The sequence below is a fragment of the Pantoea sp. ICBG 828 genome (genome assembly GCF_002928355.1).
Classification (GTDB): Bacteria; Pseudomonadota; Gammaproteobacteria; order Enterobacterales; family Enterobacteriaceae; genus Pantoea; species Pantoea dispersa.
Map to the genome: position 1 here is coordinate 104072 of NZ_POWN01000006.1, position 14786 is coordinate 118857.

Genomic DNA, 14786 nt, shown 5'->3' on the forward strand with positions numbered 1-14786 from the left:
TCACTCCTCCACCAGCATCTTCAGATAGTGACCATACTGCGTTTTGCCGAGATAGGCGGCGCGCTGCAGCAGCGATTCGCTGCCGATCCAGCGCTTGCGCCAGGCGATCTCTTCCAGACAGGCAATTTTGAAGCCCTGGCGCTTTTCAATGGTATGAATGAAGTGTGACGCTTCGAGTAAGCTCTCGTGGGTACCAGTGTCGAGCCAGGCAAAGCCACGTCCCAGCACTTCGACGTTGAGCAACCCATCGTCGAGATACATCTGATTGAGGGTGGTAATTTCCAGCTCGCCGCGGGGAGAAGGGCGAACTTCCCGCGCCATGGCGCAGACGTTTTTATCGTAAAAATAGAGGCCGGTGACGGCATAGTTCGATTTTGGCTGTGGCGGTTTTTCTTCAATGGACAGCGCGCGGAATTGCTTATCAAACTCCACCACGCCGAAGCGCTCGGGATCCATCACCTGATAGCCAAATACCGTAGCGCCCTGCGGCCGCGCGACCACGTCTTCGAGCTTTTTACCAAAGCTTTGCCCAAAGAAAATGTTATCGCCCAGCACTAATGCGCAGCGCTCACCGGCAATAAAAGACTCACCGATGATAAACGCCTGGGCCAGGCCATCGGGCGATGGCTGCACCGCGAACTGCAGATTAACGCCGAAATGGCTGCCGTCGCCCAGCAAACGCTGGAATCCCGCCAGATCTTCAGCGGTAGTAATCACCAGGATGTCACGAATGCCTGCCAGCATCAGCACCGAAAGTGGATAGTAAATCATCGGTTTGTCATAAACCGGTAACAGCTGCTTCGATACGCCGCAGGTTACAGGATGCAGACGGGAACCTGTCCCGCCCGCCAGCACTATACCTTTCATCATTGCCTTCCTTATTACGCGTCTCTGCTCTCCACAGAGTCATGCTGTGAGCATACGAGCGCGCAGGAATAATTGATGGCGCGAATAACCGATAAAAAAGCGGGCATTGCCGGGGATAAGCGGAAGGAGAGAAAAGCAGCGCGTGGGCATTCCTGCTGAGCTAAATCAAATTGGGCTCTTGCGCGGCAGACGATTTCCCCTTGCGCATCATAACCTCAAAAAAGTAACCATCCTGTTACAGCCTGGGTCAGAACTGCCGATAACCCTCTTCAGAATCATTCCAATTTTTACGCTCTATTTTTCCTGTTTCTGGGGTGTCTATGCGCTTCAATTATGACTTGTTACCGGGTGAGCAACTGACCTTCGATGAGATCGCGCTGCGCTATGCGCAGCAGCATCCGGAGGAGAAGGAGCTCACCGCCCGCGGGTTGCTCAGCCCGTCAACCAGCTACCGCAATCTGGTGATCCGCGCGCTGTTTGCACAGGAGGAGCTGAACAGTCCGCTGGAGGATCTGCTGTTCGTCTCCGACGATAACGAGCGCAAAAACTACCTGCGCCGCTTCGAGCATTACCTTAAAAACCAGCAGGCGTTTCTCTATTTTCGTCGTAACGATGAAGCGCGTAAAAGCGGACGCTGGAAAGTGATCGGCGAAACCCGGGTCTACGCGATGCTCGATCCCCGCTCGGCGGAAGCGCAAAACCTGCTCAACAGCCGCGGTTTTAAGCTGGTGCTGATGCGTCAGACCGAAGAGGATGAGTACTGGCAGCTGTTCGATCCGCAGGCGCATCCCTGTTTCCCGCTTTCGCGCAAGATCCAGTTTTTAGTGGTGCTCAGCACGCCGCAGCAGAAAATGCCCAGCGCGGTGATGCCGGGTACTGAAGTGGGGCGGCGCGTCAAGGCAAAAGTGTTCCAGCGCGCCAGCCAGGCGGAGTTCAGCGCGGCGGTGAAAGCGCGCTATGGTGCCTGCATTATTACCGGTACGCGTTTAACCGAGCGCCACAGCTGGCCGTGGGTGGAAGCCTGCCATATCGACACCCAGGAGAATGAAGAGGGCTTTCTGGCGGATAACAGCGTCGACAACGGCCTGTTCCTGCGCAGCGACCTGCAACGGCTGTTTATCAACAAAATGATTAGCATTGACGCAGAAACCGGTCAGGTGCTGTTTAATTCCGCGCTGGAATGCGACGAGTCCATTAGCCCTTTTTATCAGGCGCTTGAGGGCAAAACCTGTGCGCTGTGGGACGCCGTCCCGCCTGGCACAAGGCAGCGGCTGCGTAATCTGCGCTGAACCTGCGCACAATGGCGGTGCGATCCACCGCCATCCATAACAAATTTGAAATAACCTCGCTTTTGCCTGCCTATTCTGCCAATCGAAACCGCTACAGAATTGGATAATCATGCCGATAACTTTATTAACGCAGGGTAGTCAACGTGAACGATCTCTATACCGCCGATGGCGTGATGGATAAACATTCGCTCTGGCAGCGCTACGTTCCTCTGGTGCGGCATGAAGCGCTGCGCCTGCAGGTGCGTTTGCCAGCCAGCGTTGAGCTTGACGATCTGCTGCAGGCCGGTGGTATTGGCTTACTGAATGCCGTGGAGCGCTATGACGCGCTGCAGGGCACCGCCTTTACCACCTACGCCGTGCAGCGTATCCGGGGCGCAATGCTGGATGAGCTGCGCAGCCGCGACTGGGCACCACGCAGCGTACGTCGTAATGCGCGCGAGGTGGCCGGCGCTATGCATCAGGTAGAGCAAGCGTTGGGGCGCGCGGCTACCGAGCAGGAAGTGGCTGAGCGGTTGAATGTTTCGCTGGAAGAGTACCGGCAGATTCTGCTGGATACCAATAACAGCCAGCTTTTCTCGTACGACGAGTATCGGGAAGAACACGGCGACAGTGCGGAACTGGTCACGGAGGGGCATGAGGAAGCCAACCCGTTGCATCAGTTAATGGAAGGAAACCTGCGTGAACGCGTGATTGAAGCGATTGAGGCGTTGCCTGAACGCGAAAAATTGGTGCTCACACTGTACTACCAGGAAGAACTGAACCTGAAAGAGATTGGCGCGGTGCTGGAAGTGGGGGAATCCCGCGTCAGCCAGTTGCACAGTCAGGCGATCAAACGCCTGCGGGCCCGTTTGACGGGAGCGCGCTAACAGACTCAGTTCCTGGGGAACCAAAAATAAAAAAACCGGGGACTCAGCAATGGGAGCCAAAGTTAAAGCCAGACCGTTAAGTCGCTACCTTAAAGACTACAAACACAGCCAAAGCAACTGTTCACACTGTGGCAAAGTTTTAGACCGTATGGCGTTAGTGTTCCGCGGCCAGATCATCAATAAAGAGGCCATCGCACGCATGGACCAGATGATTGACGATCAGGTATGGATGAAACTCCAGCCGGAACTGACGGCGCTGTGCCGTTTCTGCAGCGATATTTTTTGTAATACCCATCCGAATTACTTCGATATCATGGCGTTCAAACAATATCTGTTTGAGCAGACCGAGATGAGTCACAGTACCATTCGTGAATATGTGGTGCGTCTGCGTCGTCTTGATGACATGCTGAAAGCGAAAAATTTCCCGGCAGAAAGGTTACGGGGCAACAGCTGGCATGAGTGTCTGCAAAACGATCTGCCCGATGCGGGCAACAATAACTACCGTATTGCACTGCGCAAATATGACCAGTTCTTAGGCTGGCAGCGCGGCTAAGGGTGATTCAACCCCGGTTACTGGTGAGCATGCCAGCAACCGGGGCGCGTCGCGATCAATTCCGGATGCGACTTTTCTCATCTTCTGCAACACTGTAGGGATAACTGCACATTGCCCGAATGGAGGCTGCATTGTCCTTACATCTTCTGCACCAGTTTCCCCGTCTTGAACTGCTTGGCGCACCGACGCCATTAGAGCATTTGCCACGCCTGTCTGATTACCTCGGACGCGATATCTTTATTAAACGTGATGACGTCACGCCGGTGGCGCTGGGCGGTAACAAGCTGCGTAAACTAGAGTTTCTCGCTGCCGATGCGCTGCGTGAAGGCGCCGATGTGCTGCTGACCGCCGGTGCGATCCAGTCCAACCACGTGCGCCAGACGGCAGCCGTGGCGGCGCGTCTGGGCCTGAAGTGCGTGGCGCTGCTGGAGAACCCGATTGGCACCGACGCCGCCAACTACCTGAGCAACGGCAACCGCCTGCTGCTGGACCTGATGGATGTCGAGGTCGTGATGGTTGATGCGCTGCACAATCCGCCGCAGCAGCTGGCAGAGCAGGCAGAACGGCTGGAAGCGCAGGGCTTCCGGCCTTACATTGTGCCGGTGGGCGGCTCGAATGCGCTTGGCGCGCTCGGCTACGTTGAATGCGCGCAGGAGATCGCCCATCAAAGCGAAGGCGTGGTGGATTTCGCTGCGGTGGTGGTGGCGTCGGGCAGTGCCGGGACGCATGCCGGGCTGGCGATCGGTCTGGAACAGCTATTACCGAATAGCGAGCTGGTGGGCGTGACGGTGTCGCGCAAGGTTGAGGCGCAGCTGCCGGTGGTGGAGCGCATTCGCAGCGCGCTGGCACAGCAGCTGGAGCTGGAAGCGCGTGCGCCGGTAACCCTGTGGGATGACTATTTTGCGCCGCGCTACGGCGAACCCAATGACGAAGGCATGGAAGCGGTGCGCCTGCTGGCGCGGCTGGAGGGCATTATGCTCGACCCGGTCTACACCGGCAAAGCGATGGCGGGTCTGATCGATGGCATCAGCCAGAACCGTTTCCGCCGGGAAGGGCCGCTGCTGTTTGTGCATACCGGCGGCGCACCGGCGTTATTTGCTTATCATCCTTCGGTATGAGACAGCAGCAAAAAAAGGTTTATAATCCAGCGGTTATTACAAAGAGCACATGCCGGAGCGGCACCCTTTATTGCGAGATAAAGCGCCGCGCCCAAAATGAGCGTTAATTAACCATAAGCACACAACACATCACAATAATGGGGTAAACATGGCTTTCTCTCCGATTCGTCGCCAGCTGGTGATGGGAATGATGGCGGTCGCACTGGTGGCGGGCGTGAACGTAAAAAGCTTTGCGGCAGAAGATTTGCTGGCGCAGGTCAAGAGCAAAGGTGAGCTGCGCGTCGGGCTGGAAGGCACCTATCCGCCGTTCAGCTTCCAGGATGAAAACGGCAAGCTGACCGGTTTTGAAGTCGAGTTTGCCCAGGAGCTGGCAAAACACCTCGGCGTGAAAGCGGATCTCAAACCGACCAAATGGGACGGTATGCTGGCCTCGCTGGATTCCAAACGTATCGACGTGGTGATCAACCAGGTGACCATCTCCGACGAGCGCAAGAAGAAGTATGACTTCTCCACGCCGTACACCATCTCCGGCGTGCAGGCGCTGACGCTGAAGAAGAACGCGGGCTCCATCACCAAACCGGAAGATCTGTCCGGCAAGAAAGTCGGCGTGGGTCTCGGTTCTAACTATGAGCAGTGGCTGCGCGACAACGTCAAAGGCGTGGATATCCGTACCTATGATGATGACCCAACCAAATATCAGGATCTGCGTTCAGGCCGCGTTGATGCCATTTTGGTCGACCGCTTAGCCGCGCTGGATCTGGTGAAAAAAACCGGCAATACCATGGCGGTGGCTGGCCCGGCGTTCTCCCGTCTGGAAGCGGGCGTGGCGCTGCGCAAAGGCAATGAATCGCTGCTGAAAGCGATTGATGGTGCGATTGCCGACATGCAGAAAGATGGCTCGCTGAGCAAGCTGTCTGAGAAGTGGTTCGGCGCGGACGTCACGAAATAATGCAGGAAAGTTTACAGCTGGTGCTGGATTCAGCACCTTTTCTGCTGAAAGGCGCGCTGTTCACGCTGCAGCTGAGTATCGGCGGGATGTTCTTCGGCCTGATACTCGGCTTCGTGCTGGCGCTGATGCGCCTGTCACGCTTCTGGCCGGTCAACTGGCTGGCGCGTTTCTATGTGTCGATCTTTCGCGGCACGCCGCTGATCGCCCAGCTGTTTATGATCTACTACGGTCTGCCGCAGTTTGGCATTGAGCTCGACCCGATTCCGTCGGCGATGATTGGTTTGTCGCTCAACACCGCGGCCTATGCCTCGGAATCGCTGCGTGGCGCGATTGCGGCTATTGAGCGCGGTCAGTGGGAAGCGGCCGCCAGTATCGGCATGACGCCGTGGCAGACGCTGCGTCGCGTTATTCTGCCGCAGGCGGCGCGCACCGCGCTGCCGCCGCTCGGTAACAGCTTTATCAGCCTGGTGAAAGATACCTCGCTGGCGGCCACCATTCAGGTGCCGGAGCTGTTCCGGCAGGCGCAGCTGATCACTTCGCGCACCCTGGAAGTGTTCACCATGTATCTGGCGGCCTCGCTGATTTACTGGGTGATGGCTACGGTGCTGTCGGCGCTGCAAAACCGGCTGGAAGCGCACGTCAATCGTCAGGATCGGGAGGCAAGATGAGTGCAATTGAAGTCCGTCAGCTGGTGAAACAGTTTCACGGCCAGACGGTGCTGCACGGTATCGACCTCGATGTCGCGCCCGGCGAAGTGGTGGCCATCATCGGTCCGAGCGGCTCGGGCAAAACCACGCTGCTGCGCAGTATTAATCTGCTGGAAGTGCCGGAAAGCGGCCTGGTCAAAGTCGGTGACATCAGCATCGACGCCAGCCTCGGCCTGCATAAGCAGAAGGATAAAGTGCGGCAGCTGCGCCAGCAGGTCGGCTTTGTGTTCCAGAACTTCAATCTGTTCCCGCACCGTTCGGTGCTGGAGAACATCATTGAAGGGCCGGTGATCGTCAAAGGCGAAGCGAAGGCGGAAGCCATTGCGCGCGCGCGCACGCTGCTGGAGAAGGTTGGTCTGCACGGTAAGGAAGAGAGTTTTCCACGCCGGCTTTCCGGCGGTCAGCAGCAGCGCGTCGCAATTGCCCGGGCGCTGGCGATGCGTCCGCAGGTGATTCTGTTCGATGAGCCAACCTCGGCGCTGGATCCTGAACTGGTGGGCGAGGTGCTCAGCACCATCCGCGCGCTGGCGCAGGAGAAACGCACTATGGTGATCGTCACGCATGAGATGAGCTTCGCGCGTGACGTCGCCGATCGCGCCATCTTTATGGATCAGGGGCGCATTGTGGAGCAGGGCCCGGCTAAAGCGCTGTTCAGCAATCCGCAGCAGGCACGCACCCGGCAATTTCTCGACAAGTTTCTTAATCAATAATTTCTCCGGGCCGGTTCGCTGGCCCGAATTATTTTTCCTCTAGCAAAATATTAAATACCACGCTTACCTTTTTGACGCATTAATAAATTTATTTCCCGGCGATATAATTAATGCTGGTTTACTCCGCTGCGGAATGTTCTTAATTTCCACGCGGCATTACGTGCGCGGCGCACCGTCAATTTATGCCATGAAGGCTTAAATAACAGCTATTCACGGCTAACCCGCCGGGCGGTCAATTTATCTCTGGTACTGTAAAGTATTGTTATATCAGGACCAGCGAAAAAGTTTTAGGAGTTTCGCTAGAGTCAGCCCCTGCTGCTTGTTGAATAATCGTTGAATAACCATAAAGGCTTCACTGCCTGTTTCTTCATTCTTCTCCTTTAAGACCTACACCGCAGCAGGAGTCAAAAATATGAATAACGCCAGGAAAGAAGATATTGCATGGGTGAATACCCTGAAAGGGGTGTGCATATTGCTGGTGGTGCTGTATCACACCGTATTACCCGGCTTTGAAGGCACGGTTAAATATCTCAGCGCCGGCTGGATCCCGGCGGAAATATGGGTGCAGTTTAATACGGTGTTATCACCGTTGCGTATGCCCGCCTTTTTCTTCGTCTCCGGCCTGCTTGCCACCAACGGCATTCTCAACCGGCCGTGGAAACAGGTATTTACCAGCCGCATTACTAATCTGTTCTATCTCTATGTGCTGTGGGGCTTTATTCAGTGGTGGTCGATTGTCGGCATTTCGACTGAAATCACCGGCCAGCGTATCTCGCAGAACCTCAACGCGGCTTACGCCGGTTCGCTGCTGGAGTTCCTTAAGCTGACCTTCCTGGCGATGAGTACCTCGTGGTACCTGTACGGTCTGGCGATCTACTTCCTGTGCGCCAAAATCTTCCGCCAGCACAAAGTGGCGCTGCTGGTGGCGGCGGTGGTGCTGAATTATCTGGCGGTGGAGAAGATCATTCCCTACTGGGGACCGCAGAGCGTGGCGCAGTATTTCCTGTTCTTCCTGCTGGGCGCGTTCTGGAGCCCGCTGATGTTGCGCCTGAGTCAGCTGCGCCGCGAGAACCTTCTGCCGTGGGCCGCGCTGGCCGCGCTGTCCGGCCTGCACGTGATTTTTGGCCTCGATAAGAGCCTGTTCATGTGCATCATCGCGGTGCTGGTGAGCGTGGCGGCGTGCCGCTGGCTCAACGCGCACTTCAGCATGCGTTACTTCAACTGGATTGGCCGCAACACGCTACAAATCTACGTTATCCACCGCATTTTTATTGAGTTCTTCGGCATGTCAGCGATTCTGTTTGCGCAGCGCCATCATCTGTTTGAACAGGCGTGGTTTGCGCTGCTGTGGGCATGCTTCTATCCGCTGGCGATTGTCGGTATCTGTTCGCTATGTTCGGTAGCGGTGTGGTCGCTGACCAACCGCGGGCTGGGGCAGTCGCTGTTTGTGTTCCCGACGCTGATTGGTTTGAAACGCAGTAAGTCGGTGGCGTGATGTGCGCAGGTAAGTTTTACAGTGGTACAAAAACGAGGGCACGTTTCGTAGCGGCGCGATTCTTCGCACAATGAATAGCGCCGCTACGGCCTTATTGCAACTTGCGGTGTCCTTCACCGATCTCCATTACGCCATCCATGGCGATCCTGCTTTACTTAACCAATGGTCATCAGGCTGGCGTTGCCGCCGGCGGCCGCGGTATTGACGCTCAGCGAGCGCTCAATCAGCAGACGTTCCAGCAGCAGATTGGTCTCGCCGCGGGCAAAGCCCTGCACTGACACAATCGCGCCTTCGCGGGCGGCAATCTGTTCGCACAGGCTGCGCAGCTGATCGGCATCGCCGTGATAGATCACCGCATCAAACTCCGCCGCCAGCATATCTTTCGCCAGCGTGATGCGTGCCTGCACCGCGGCCGGCAGCGACTGGCGCAGGGTCCGATGCAGTTCGTCATCCTGCCACAGTGCCTGGCTACCGACGCTGGTGACCGCCGCCAGCTGAATCAGCGCATCCTGCTGGTTATCTGCGATACACAGCACCCGATCGCGCGGCAGCAGCGTAAAGGTGTTGCGCTCACCGGTCGGGCCCGGCAGCAGTCGCACGGTCCCGGCCTGGCTCAGTGCATCGTAGCGCTGACATAGCGCCAGCAGCTCCGGCTTATCCTGTGCCCAGCTCTGCAATGCCTGATGCGCGCTCAGCAGCGTGGTGCGCACGCTGCTGTCCACCGGCCGTTCGGCATCCTGACGATCAAAGGTGATGCGCAGGGCGCCATCCGGACGATGGGCCAGCAGGCGGTAGAGATAGAGCGGACCGCCGGCTTTCGGACCGGTGCCCGACAGCCCTTCGCCGCCGAACGGCTGCACGCCGACCACCGCGCCCACCATGTTACGGTTAACGTACAGGTTGCCGACTTTCGCCCCGGCTGTTACCTGCGCAATGGTTTCATCGATTCGGGTATGCACGCCGAGCGTCAGGCCATAGCCCGAGGCGTTGATCTGCTCAATCAGCTGCGGCAGGTTGTTGCGCGCATAGCGCACTACGTGCAGCACCGGACCGAACACCTCTTTATCCAGATCGCTGACCTGATCGAGCTCAATCAGCGTCGGTTTGATAAAGGTGCCGCTGTGCCACTCTTTGCTGTCCTGCGGATGCTCCTGCACCGCCTGATACACGGTAAAGCCTTTATTGCGCATCGCCTGGATATGGCGCTCGATGTTGGATTTGGCTTCAGCGTCGATCACCGGACCGACGTCGGTCGACAGACGCTCCGGATTGCCCATGCGGCATTCGGCCATGGCACCACGCAGCATCTTCAGCGTGTGGTCAGCCACATCGTCCTGGATGCACAGCAGACGCAGCGCCGAGCAGCGCTGACCGGCGCTGTCAAAGGCGGACGCCACGATATCCACCACCACCTGTTCGGTGAGCGCTGAAGAGTCGACGATCATGGCATTCATGCCGCCGGTTTCGGCGATCAGCGGCGTCGGGCGACCCTGCGGATCGAGGCGGCCAGCCAGGTTGCGCTGCAGCAGGGTGGCGACTGCGGTTGAGCCGGTGAACATCACGCCGCGCACCCGCTCGTCGCCGGTCAGCTGCGCACCCACCGTTTCGCCCTGGCCGGGCAGCAGTTGCAGCACGCCGGCCGGTACGCCGGCATCCAGCATGATCTGCACCGCCTGCGCGGCAATCAGCGGCGTCTGCTCGGCGGGTTTCGCCAGCACGCTGTTGCCGGCCGCCAGGGCGGCGGCAATCTGGCCGGTGAAGATCGCCAGCGGGAAGTTCCACGGGCTGATGCACACTACCGGACCGAGCGGGCGATGGGTTTCGTTATCGAAATCGTCACGCACCATGCCGGCGTAGTAATAGAGGAAGTCCACCGCTTCGCGCACTTCGGCAATGGCGTTGTTGTAGGTTTTACCCGCCTCACGCACCAGCAAACCAATCAGCTGCTGCATCTGATCTTCCATCGTCTGGGCGGCACGTTCGAGGATCGCGGCGCGCTCCTGCGGCGGCGTGGCGAACCAGATCGGTCCGGCATTCACCGCGGCATCCAGCGCACAGGAGACCTCTTCAGGAGTGGCTTCCCGCACGCTACCGACGATATCCGCCGGCGTGGCCGGGTTGATCACCGCGCGGCTGCTGCCGGTGCCCAGCTCGCCATCAATGATCGGCTGAGCCTGCCACGGCTGGCTGGCGCTGGAGAGCAGGGCGCTGGAGAGCGACGCCAGGCGGTGTTCGTTGGCCAGATCCAGACCGGCAGAGTTAACACGCTTGTCGCCATACAGATCGCGCGGCAGCGGAATCTTCGGATGCGGCAGGCCAGTTGCGCCTTCTGCGACAGCCATTTTCTCCACCGCAGCCACCGGATCGGCCACCAGCTCGTCAATCGGCAGCGTGTTGTCAGCGATGCGGTTGACGAACGAGGTATTGGCGCCGTTTTCCAGCAGGCGACGCACCAGGTAGGCCAGCAGCGTTTCGTGGGTACCGACCGGCGCATAAATCCGGCACGGCCGGTTCAGCTTGCCATCGGCCACTTTGCCCACCACCTGCTCGTACAGCGGTTCACCCATGCCGTGCAGGCACTGGAACTCGTACTGGCCAGGATAGTAGTTGTTGCCCGCCAGCTGGTAGATCGCCGCCAGGGTGTGGGCGTTGTGGGTGGCAAACTGAGGATAAATCAGGTTAGGCACCGCCAGCAGTTTACGCGCACAGGCGAGGTAGGAGATGTCGGTGTATACCTTGCGGGTGTAAACCGGATAGCCTTCAAGGCCTTCCATCTGCGCGCGCTTGATTTCGCTATCCCAGTAAGCGCCTTTCACCAGACGGATCATCAGACGGCGGCGGCTGCGCTGCGCCAGATCCACCAGCGCATCAATCACAAACGGACAGCGCTTCTGATAAGCCTGAATCACGAAACCGATGCCGTTCCAGCCTTCCAGCTCCGGCTCAAAACAGAGTTTTTCCAGCAGATCGAGCGACAGCTCCAGGCGATCGGCTTCTTCGGCATCGATGTTGATGCCGATGTCATACGAGCGCGCCAGCAGCGTCAGCGATTTCAGGATCGGATAAAGCTCTTCCATCACCCGCTCATACTGCGCGCGGCTGTAGCGCGGATGCAGCGCCGACAGCTTGATGGAAATGCCCGGACCTTCATAAATGCCGCGCCCGTTGGAGGCTTTACCTATGGCGTGAATCGCCTGCTGATAGGAGATCAGATAGGTTTTGGCATCGCTGGCGGTGAGTGCCGCTTCACCCAGCATGTCATACGAATAGCGGAAGCCTTTCTCTTCCAGCTTGCGCGCGTTGGCCAGCGCCTCGGCGATGGTTTCGCCGGTGACGAACTGTTCGCCCATCAGGCGCATCGCCATATCCACGCCTTTGCGGATCAGCGGTTCGCCACTCTTGCCGATGATGCGGTTCAGCGATTTAGACAGGTTAGCTTCATTGTGCGTAGAGACCAGACGACCGGTAAACAGCAGGCCCCAGGTGGCGGCGTTGACGAACATCGACGGGCTGCGGCCCAGATGGGACTGCCAGTTGCCGTTGCTGATTTTATCGCGGATCAGCGCATCGCGGGTGGGCTTGTCAGGAATACGCAGCAGCGCTTCCGCCAGACACATCAGCGCTACGCCTTCCTGAGACGAGAGCGAGAACTCCTGCAGCAGGCTTTGCACCATACCGGCGCGTCCGGTTGCCCCTTTTTGGTGCCGTAGCTTGTCCGCCAGGCTGTATGCCAGCTGGTGGGTTTTCTCTGCCAGCGGGGCAGGGAGACGCGCCTGCTCCAGCAGCATCGGCACCGCATCGGTCTCCGGACGACGCCACGCGGCGGTGATGGCCGAGCGGCTGACCGACTGCGGCAAAATATGTTCGGCGAAGTCGAGGAAAGGCTGGAAACTTTCTTCCGGCACGCGCTCATCGTCTGCGGCATCATTCAGCTGCAGCGGGATCTCCGCCAGCGTTTCTCCCGCTTCCAGCTGGCCGAGATAGTTAAAAATTGCCTGCTTGATCAGCCAGTGCGGCGTGCGGTCAATCTTTTGCGCCGCCAGTTTAATGCGATCGCGGGTGGCTTCATCCAGCTTCACCCCCATGGTGGTGGTTCCCATGATTTCCTCGTCCTCAAAGTGTGAATCAACTTCAGCGTGGGCTGCACTATCACTCATGTTGCAACTTTGTGCAACCGTGTTAAATGTGACCTCGGTTGCACGTTTTTAACCGGCTTTTTTGTTAACGCAGCAAAAGCGGCACAGAAGTTGCTGCAAGAATCTCGCCAGAGTTGCAACCCACCGCAACGGGACGCATCCTGGCTGACATCAGGTGCAACTTAAAATGTGAACAGGCGCAACCTGTGAGCATGAAAAATGCAAAGTCAGGTGAAACCCAGGTAACAGCTGTGTTAAATGCATTGTGCGCGTCGCACCTTTGCGGCAGGATACCGCGCCTTATGAGAAATCGCTTTCTCTGGATGCGGTAAAGCCCTGACGTTATCCCGTTCCGGTAACGCAGGAAAAAAGATTTCTCTTAAGAGATCAAATAATAAGTGGAGAGACAGATGACAGTAAGTACACCGATGCTGGTGACATTTATCATTTACATCCTCGGGATGGTGTTGATTGGTTTTATCGCGTACCGCTCAACCAAAAACTTTGACGACTATATTCTGGGCGGTCGCAGCCTGGGCAGTGTGGTGACCGCGCTGTCGGCCGGGGCCTCGGACATGAGCGGCTGGCTGCTGATGGGACTGCCGGGCGCGATTTTTCTCTCAGGGATCTCTGAGAGCTGGATTGCCATCGGCCTGACGATTGGCGCGTGGCTGAACTGGAAAATTGTTGCGGGTCGCCTGCGCGTGCAGACCGAGCATCACAATAACGCCTTAACCCTGCCGGACTTTTTCACCAGCCGCTTCGAAGACCACAGCAAAATTCTGCGCGTCATCTCGGCACTGGTAATCCTGATCTTCTTCACCATTTATTGTGCCTCGGGCGTCGTGGCGGGTGCGCGCCTGTTTGAAAGCACCTTCGGCATGAGTTATGAAACCGCACTGTGGGCCGGCGCGGCAGCAACCATTCTTTATACGCTGGTGGGCGGCTTCCTTGCGGTGAGCTGGACCGATACCGTGCAGGCCAGCCTGATGATTTTTGCCCTGATTCTGACGCCGGTGATTGTGATTATCGCCGTCGGCGGACTGGATGATTCGCTGGCGGTGATTGAAGCGAAAAGCCTGGAAAACCTCGATATGCTGAAGGGCCTGAACTTCGTGGCGGTGATTTCACTGCTCGGCTGGGGCCTCGGCTACTTCGGCCAGCCGCACATTCTGGCGCGCTTCATGGCCGCAGACTCGCACCGTTCTATTCGCACCGCGCGCCGCATCGGCATGGCCTGGATGATCCTGTGCCTGGCCGGTGCTGTTGCGGTGGGCTTCTTCGGTATCGCCTATTTCCAGAACCATCCGGAGCAGGCGGCGGGCGTAAGCGAAAACGGCGAGCGCGTGTTTATCGAGCTGGCGCGCATTCTGTTCAACCCGTGGATCGCCGGTATTCTGCTGTCGGCCATTCTGGCGGCGGTGATGTCGACCCTGAGCTGTCAGCTGCTGGTGTGCTCGAGCGCGCTGACTGAGGATCTGTATAAAGGGTTTCTGCGTAAAAATGCCAGCCAGAAAGAGCTGGTGTGGGTTGGCCGTTTAATGGTGCTGGTGATTGCGCTGGTGGCAATTGCGCTGGCCTCCAACCCGGAGAACCGCGTGCTGGGGCTGGTGAGCTACGCCTGGGCAGGCTTTGGTGCCGCATTCGGTCCGGTGGTGCTGTTCGGCGTGTGCTGGAAGCGTATGACGCGCAACGGCGCGCTGGCCGGCATGATTATCGGGGCCGTTACGGTGCTGATCTGGAAGCAGTACGCCTGGCTCAACCTGTATGAAATCATCCCGGGCTTCCTGTTTGCCAGCATCGCGATTGTCGTGGTGAGCCTGGCCGGCCGCGAACCGTCGGCTGAAGCGCAGCAGCGTTTCGATGCCGCCGAAGCGGAATACAACACCAAATAACGGTGATGGTCTGAGTAAAGCGGGGAGCGCGAGTGCCGTGCTCCCCGCAGTTTTCATGTCTCGTCCTCTGCGCACGATTTATCGCGCAATCTGTCACTCCGCCCTGACTTTCCCGCATCTCTACCTGACCCGCAAAAGCAAAATTAATTTCGCGCGGTGACTTGTATTTTCATCCGCGATAATGATAATCGATATCGTTCG

The 14786-nt window shown here is 57.9% G+C and carries 11 protein-coding genes; 9 read left to right on the plus strand and 2 right to left on the minus strand.

The genetic code is table 11. The annotated features are described in order from the left end of the window. On the minus strand, positions 1-867 hold the full coding sequence (rfbA, locus tag C1Y43_RS15915; protein ID WP_021509898.1) for a glucose-1-phosphate thymidylyltransferase RfbA: 867 nt from the start codon (positions 865-867) through the stop codon (positions 1-3). A 320-nt stretch (positions 868-1187) separates the two neighbouring features. On the opposite strand from rfbA, the gene C1Y43_RS15920 reads away from it, so the two are divergent. From C1Y43_RS15920 to C1Y43_RS15955, 8 genes are all read left to right on the plus strand, one after another. Beyond that, positions 1188-2156: an HNH endonuclease signature motif containing protein gene (locus C1Y43_RS15920; protein WP_088517721.1), complete on the plus strand. Its 969-nt coding sequence runs from the start codon at positions 1188-1190 to the stop codon at positions 2154-2156. A 143-nt stretch (positions 2157-2299) separates the two neighbouring features. Next, positions 2300-3022 carry an RNA polymerase sigma factor FliA gene (locus C1Y43_RS15925; RefSeq protein ID WP_021509900.1) on the plus strand — a complete coding sequence of 241 codons (723 nt, stop codon included), beginning with the start codon at positions 2300-2302 and terminating at the stop codon, positions 3020-3022. A gap of 49 nt (positions 3023-3071) precedes the next feature. Further along, positions 3072-3575, plus strand: coding sequence for a flagella biosynthesis regulatory protein FliZ (gene fliZ / locus C1Y43_RS15930; RefSeq protein ID WP_031280184.1), 504 nt, complete (start codon positions 3072-3074; stop codon positions 3573-3575). A 131-nt stretch (positions 3576-3706) separates the two neighbouring features. Then, complete coding sequence (locus C1Y43_RS15935; RefSeq protein WP_058774542.1) at positions 3707-4693, plus strand: D-cysteine desulfhydrase; 987 nt, start codon at positions 3707-3709, stop codon at positions 4691-4693. A 148-nt stretch (positions 4694-4841) separates the two neighbouring features. After that, complete coding sequence (tcyJ, locus tag C1Y43_RS15940; RefSeq protein WP_021509903.1) at positions 4842-5642, plus strand: cystine ABC transporter substrate-binding protein; 801 nt, start codon at positions 4842-4844, stop codon at positions 5640-5642. Then, entirely contained in the window at positions 5642-6310 is a 669-nt protein-coding gene (tcyL, locus tag C1Y43_RS15945; protein ID WP_058757420.1) for a cystine ABC transporter permease, read from the plus strand. The genes tcyJ and tcyL overlap by 1 nt, the downstream gene beginning before the upstream one ends. Beyond that, positions 6307-7059, plus strand: a complete 753-nt coding sequence (gene tcyN / locus C1Y43_RS15950; protein ID WP_058780700.1) for an L-cystine ABC transporter ATP-binding protein TcyN — start codon at positions 6307-6309, stop codon at positions 7057-7059. The genes tcyL and tcyN overlap by 4 nt, the downstream gene beginning before the upstream one ends. A gap of 412 nt (positions 7060-7471) precedes the next feature. After that, entirely contained in the window at positions 7472-8554 is a 1083-nt protein-coding gene (locus C1Y43_RS15955) for an acyltransferase family protein (RefSeq protein WP_058774543.1), read from the plus strand. Between the two features lie 155 nt (positions 8555-8709). Here the strand turns inward: C1Y43_RS15955 and putA are convergent, their stop codons facing one another. Continuing rightward, positions 8710-12654, minus strand: a complete 3945-nt coding sequence (gene putA, locus C1Y43_RS15960; RefSeq protein WP_104188874.1) for a trifunctional transcriptional regulator/proline dehydrogenase/L-glutamate gamma-semialdehyde dehydrogenase — start codon at positions 12652-12654, stop codon at positions 8710-8712. A 446-nt stretch (positions 12655-13100) separates the two neighbouring features. Here putA and putP point away from each other — a divergent pair, with 446 nt between their 5' ends. Next, entirely contained in the window at positions 13101-14585 is a 1485-nt protein-coding gene (gene putP, locus C1Y43_RS15965) for a sodium/proline symporter PutP (protein WP_059009589.1), read from the plus strand. Positions 14586-14786 lie beyond the last annotated feature (201 nt).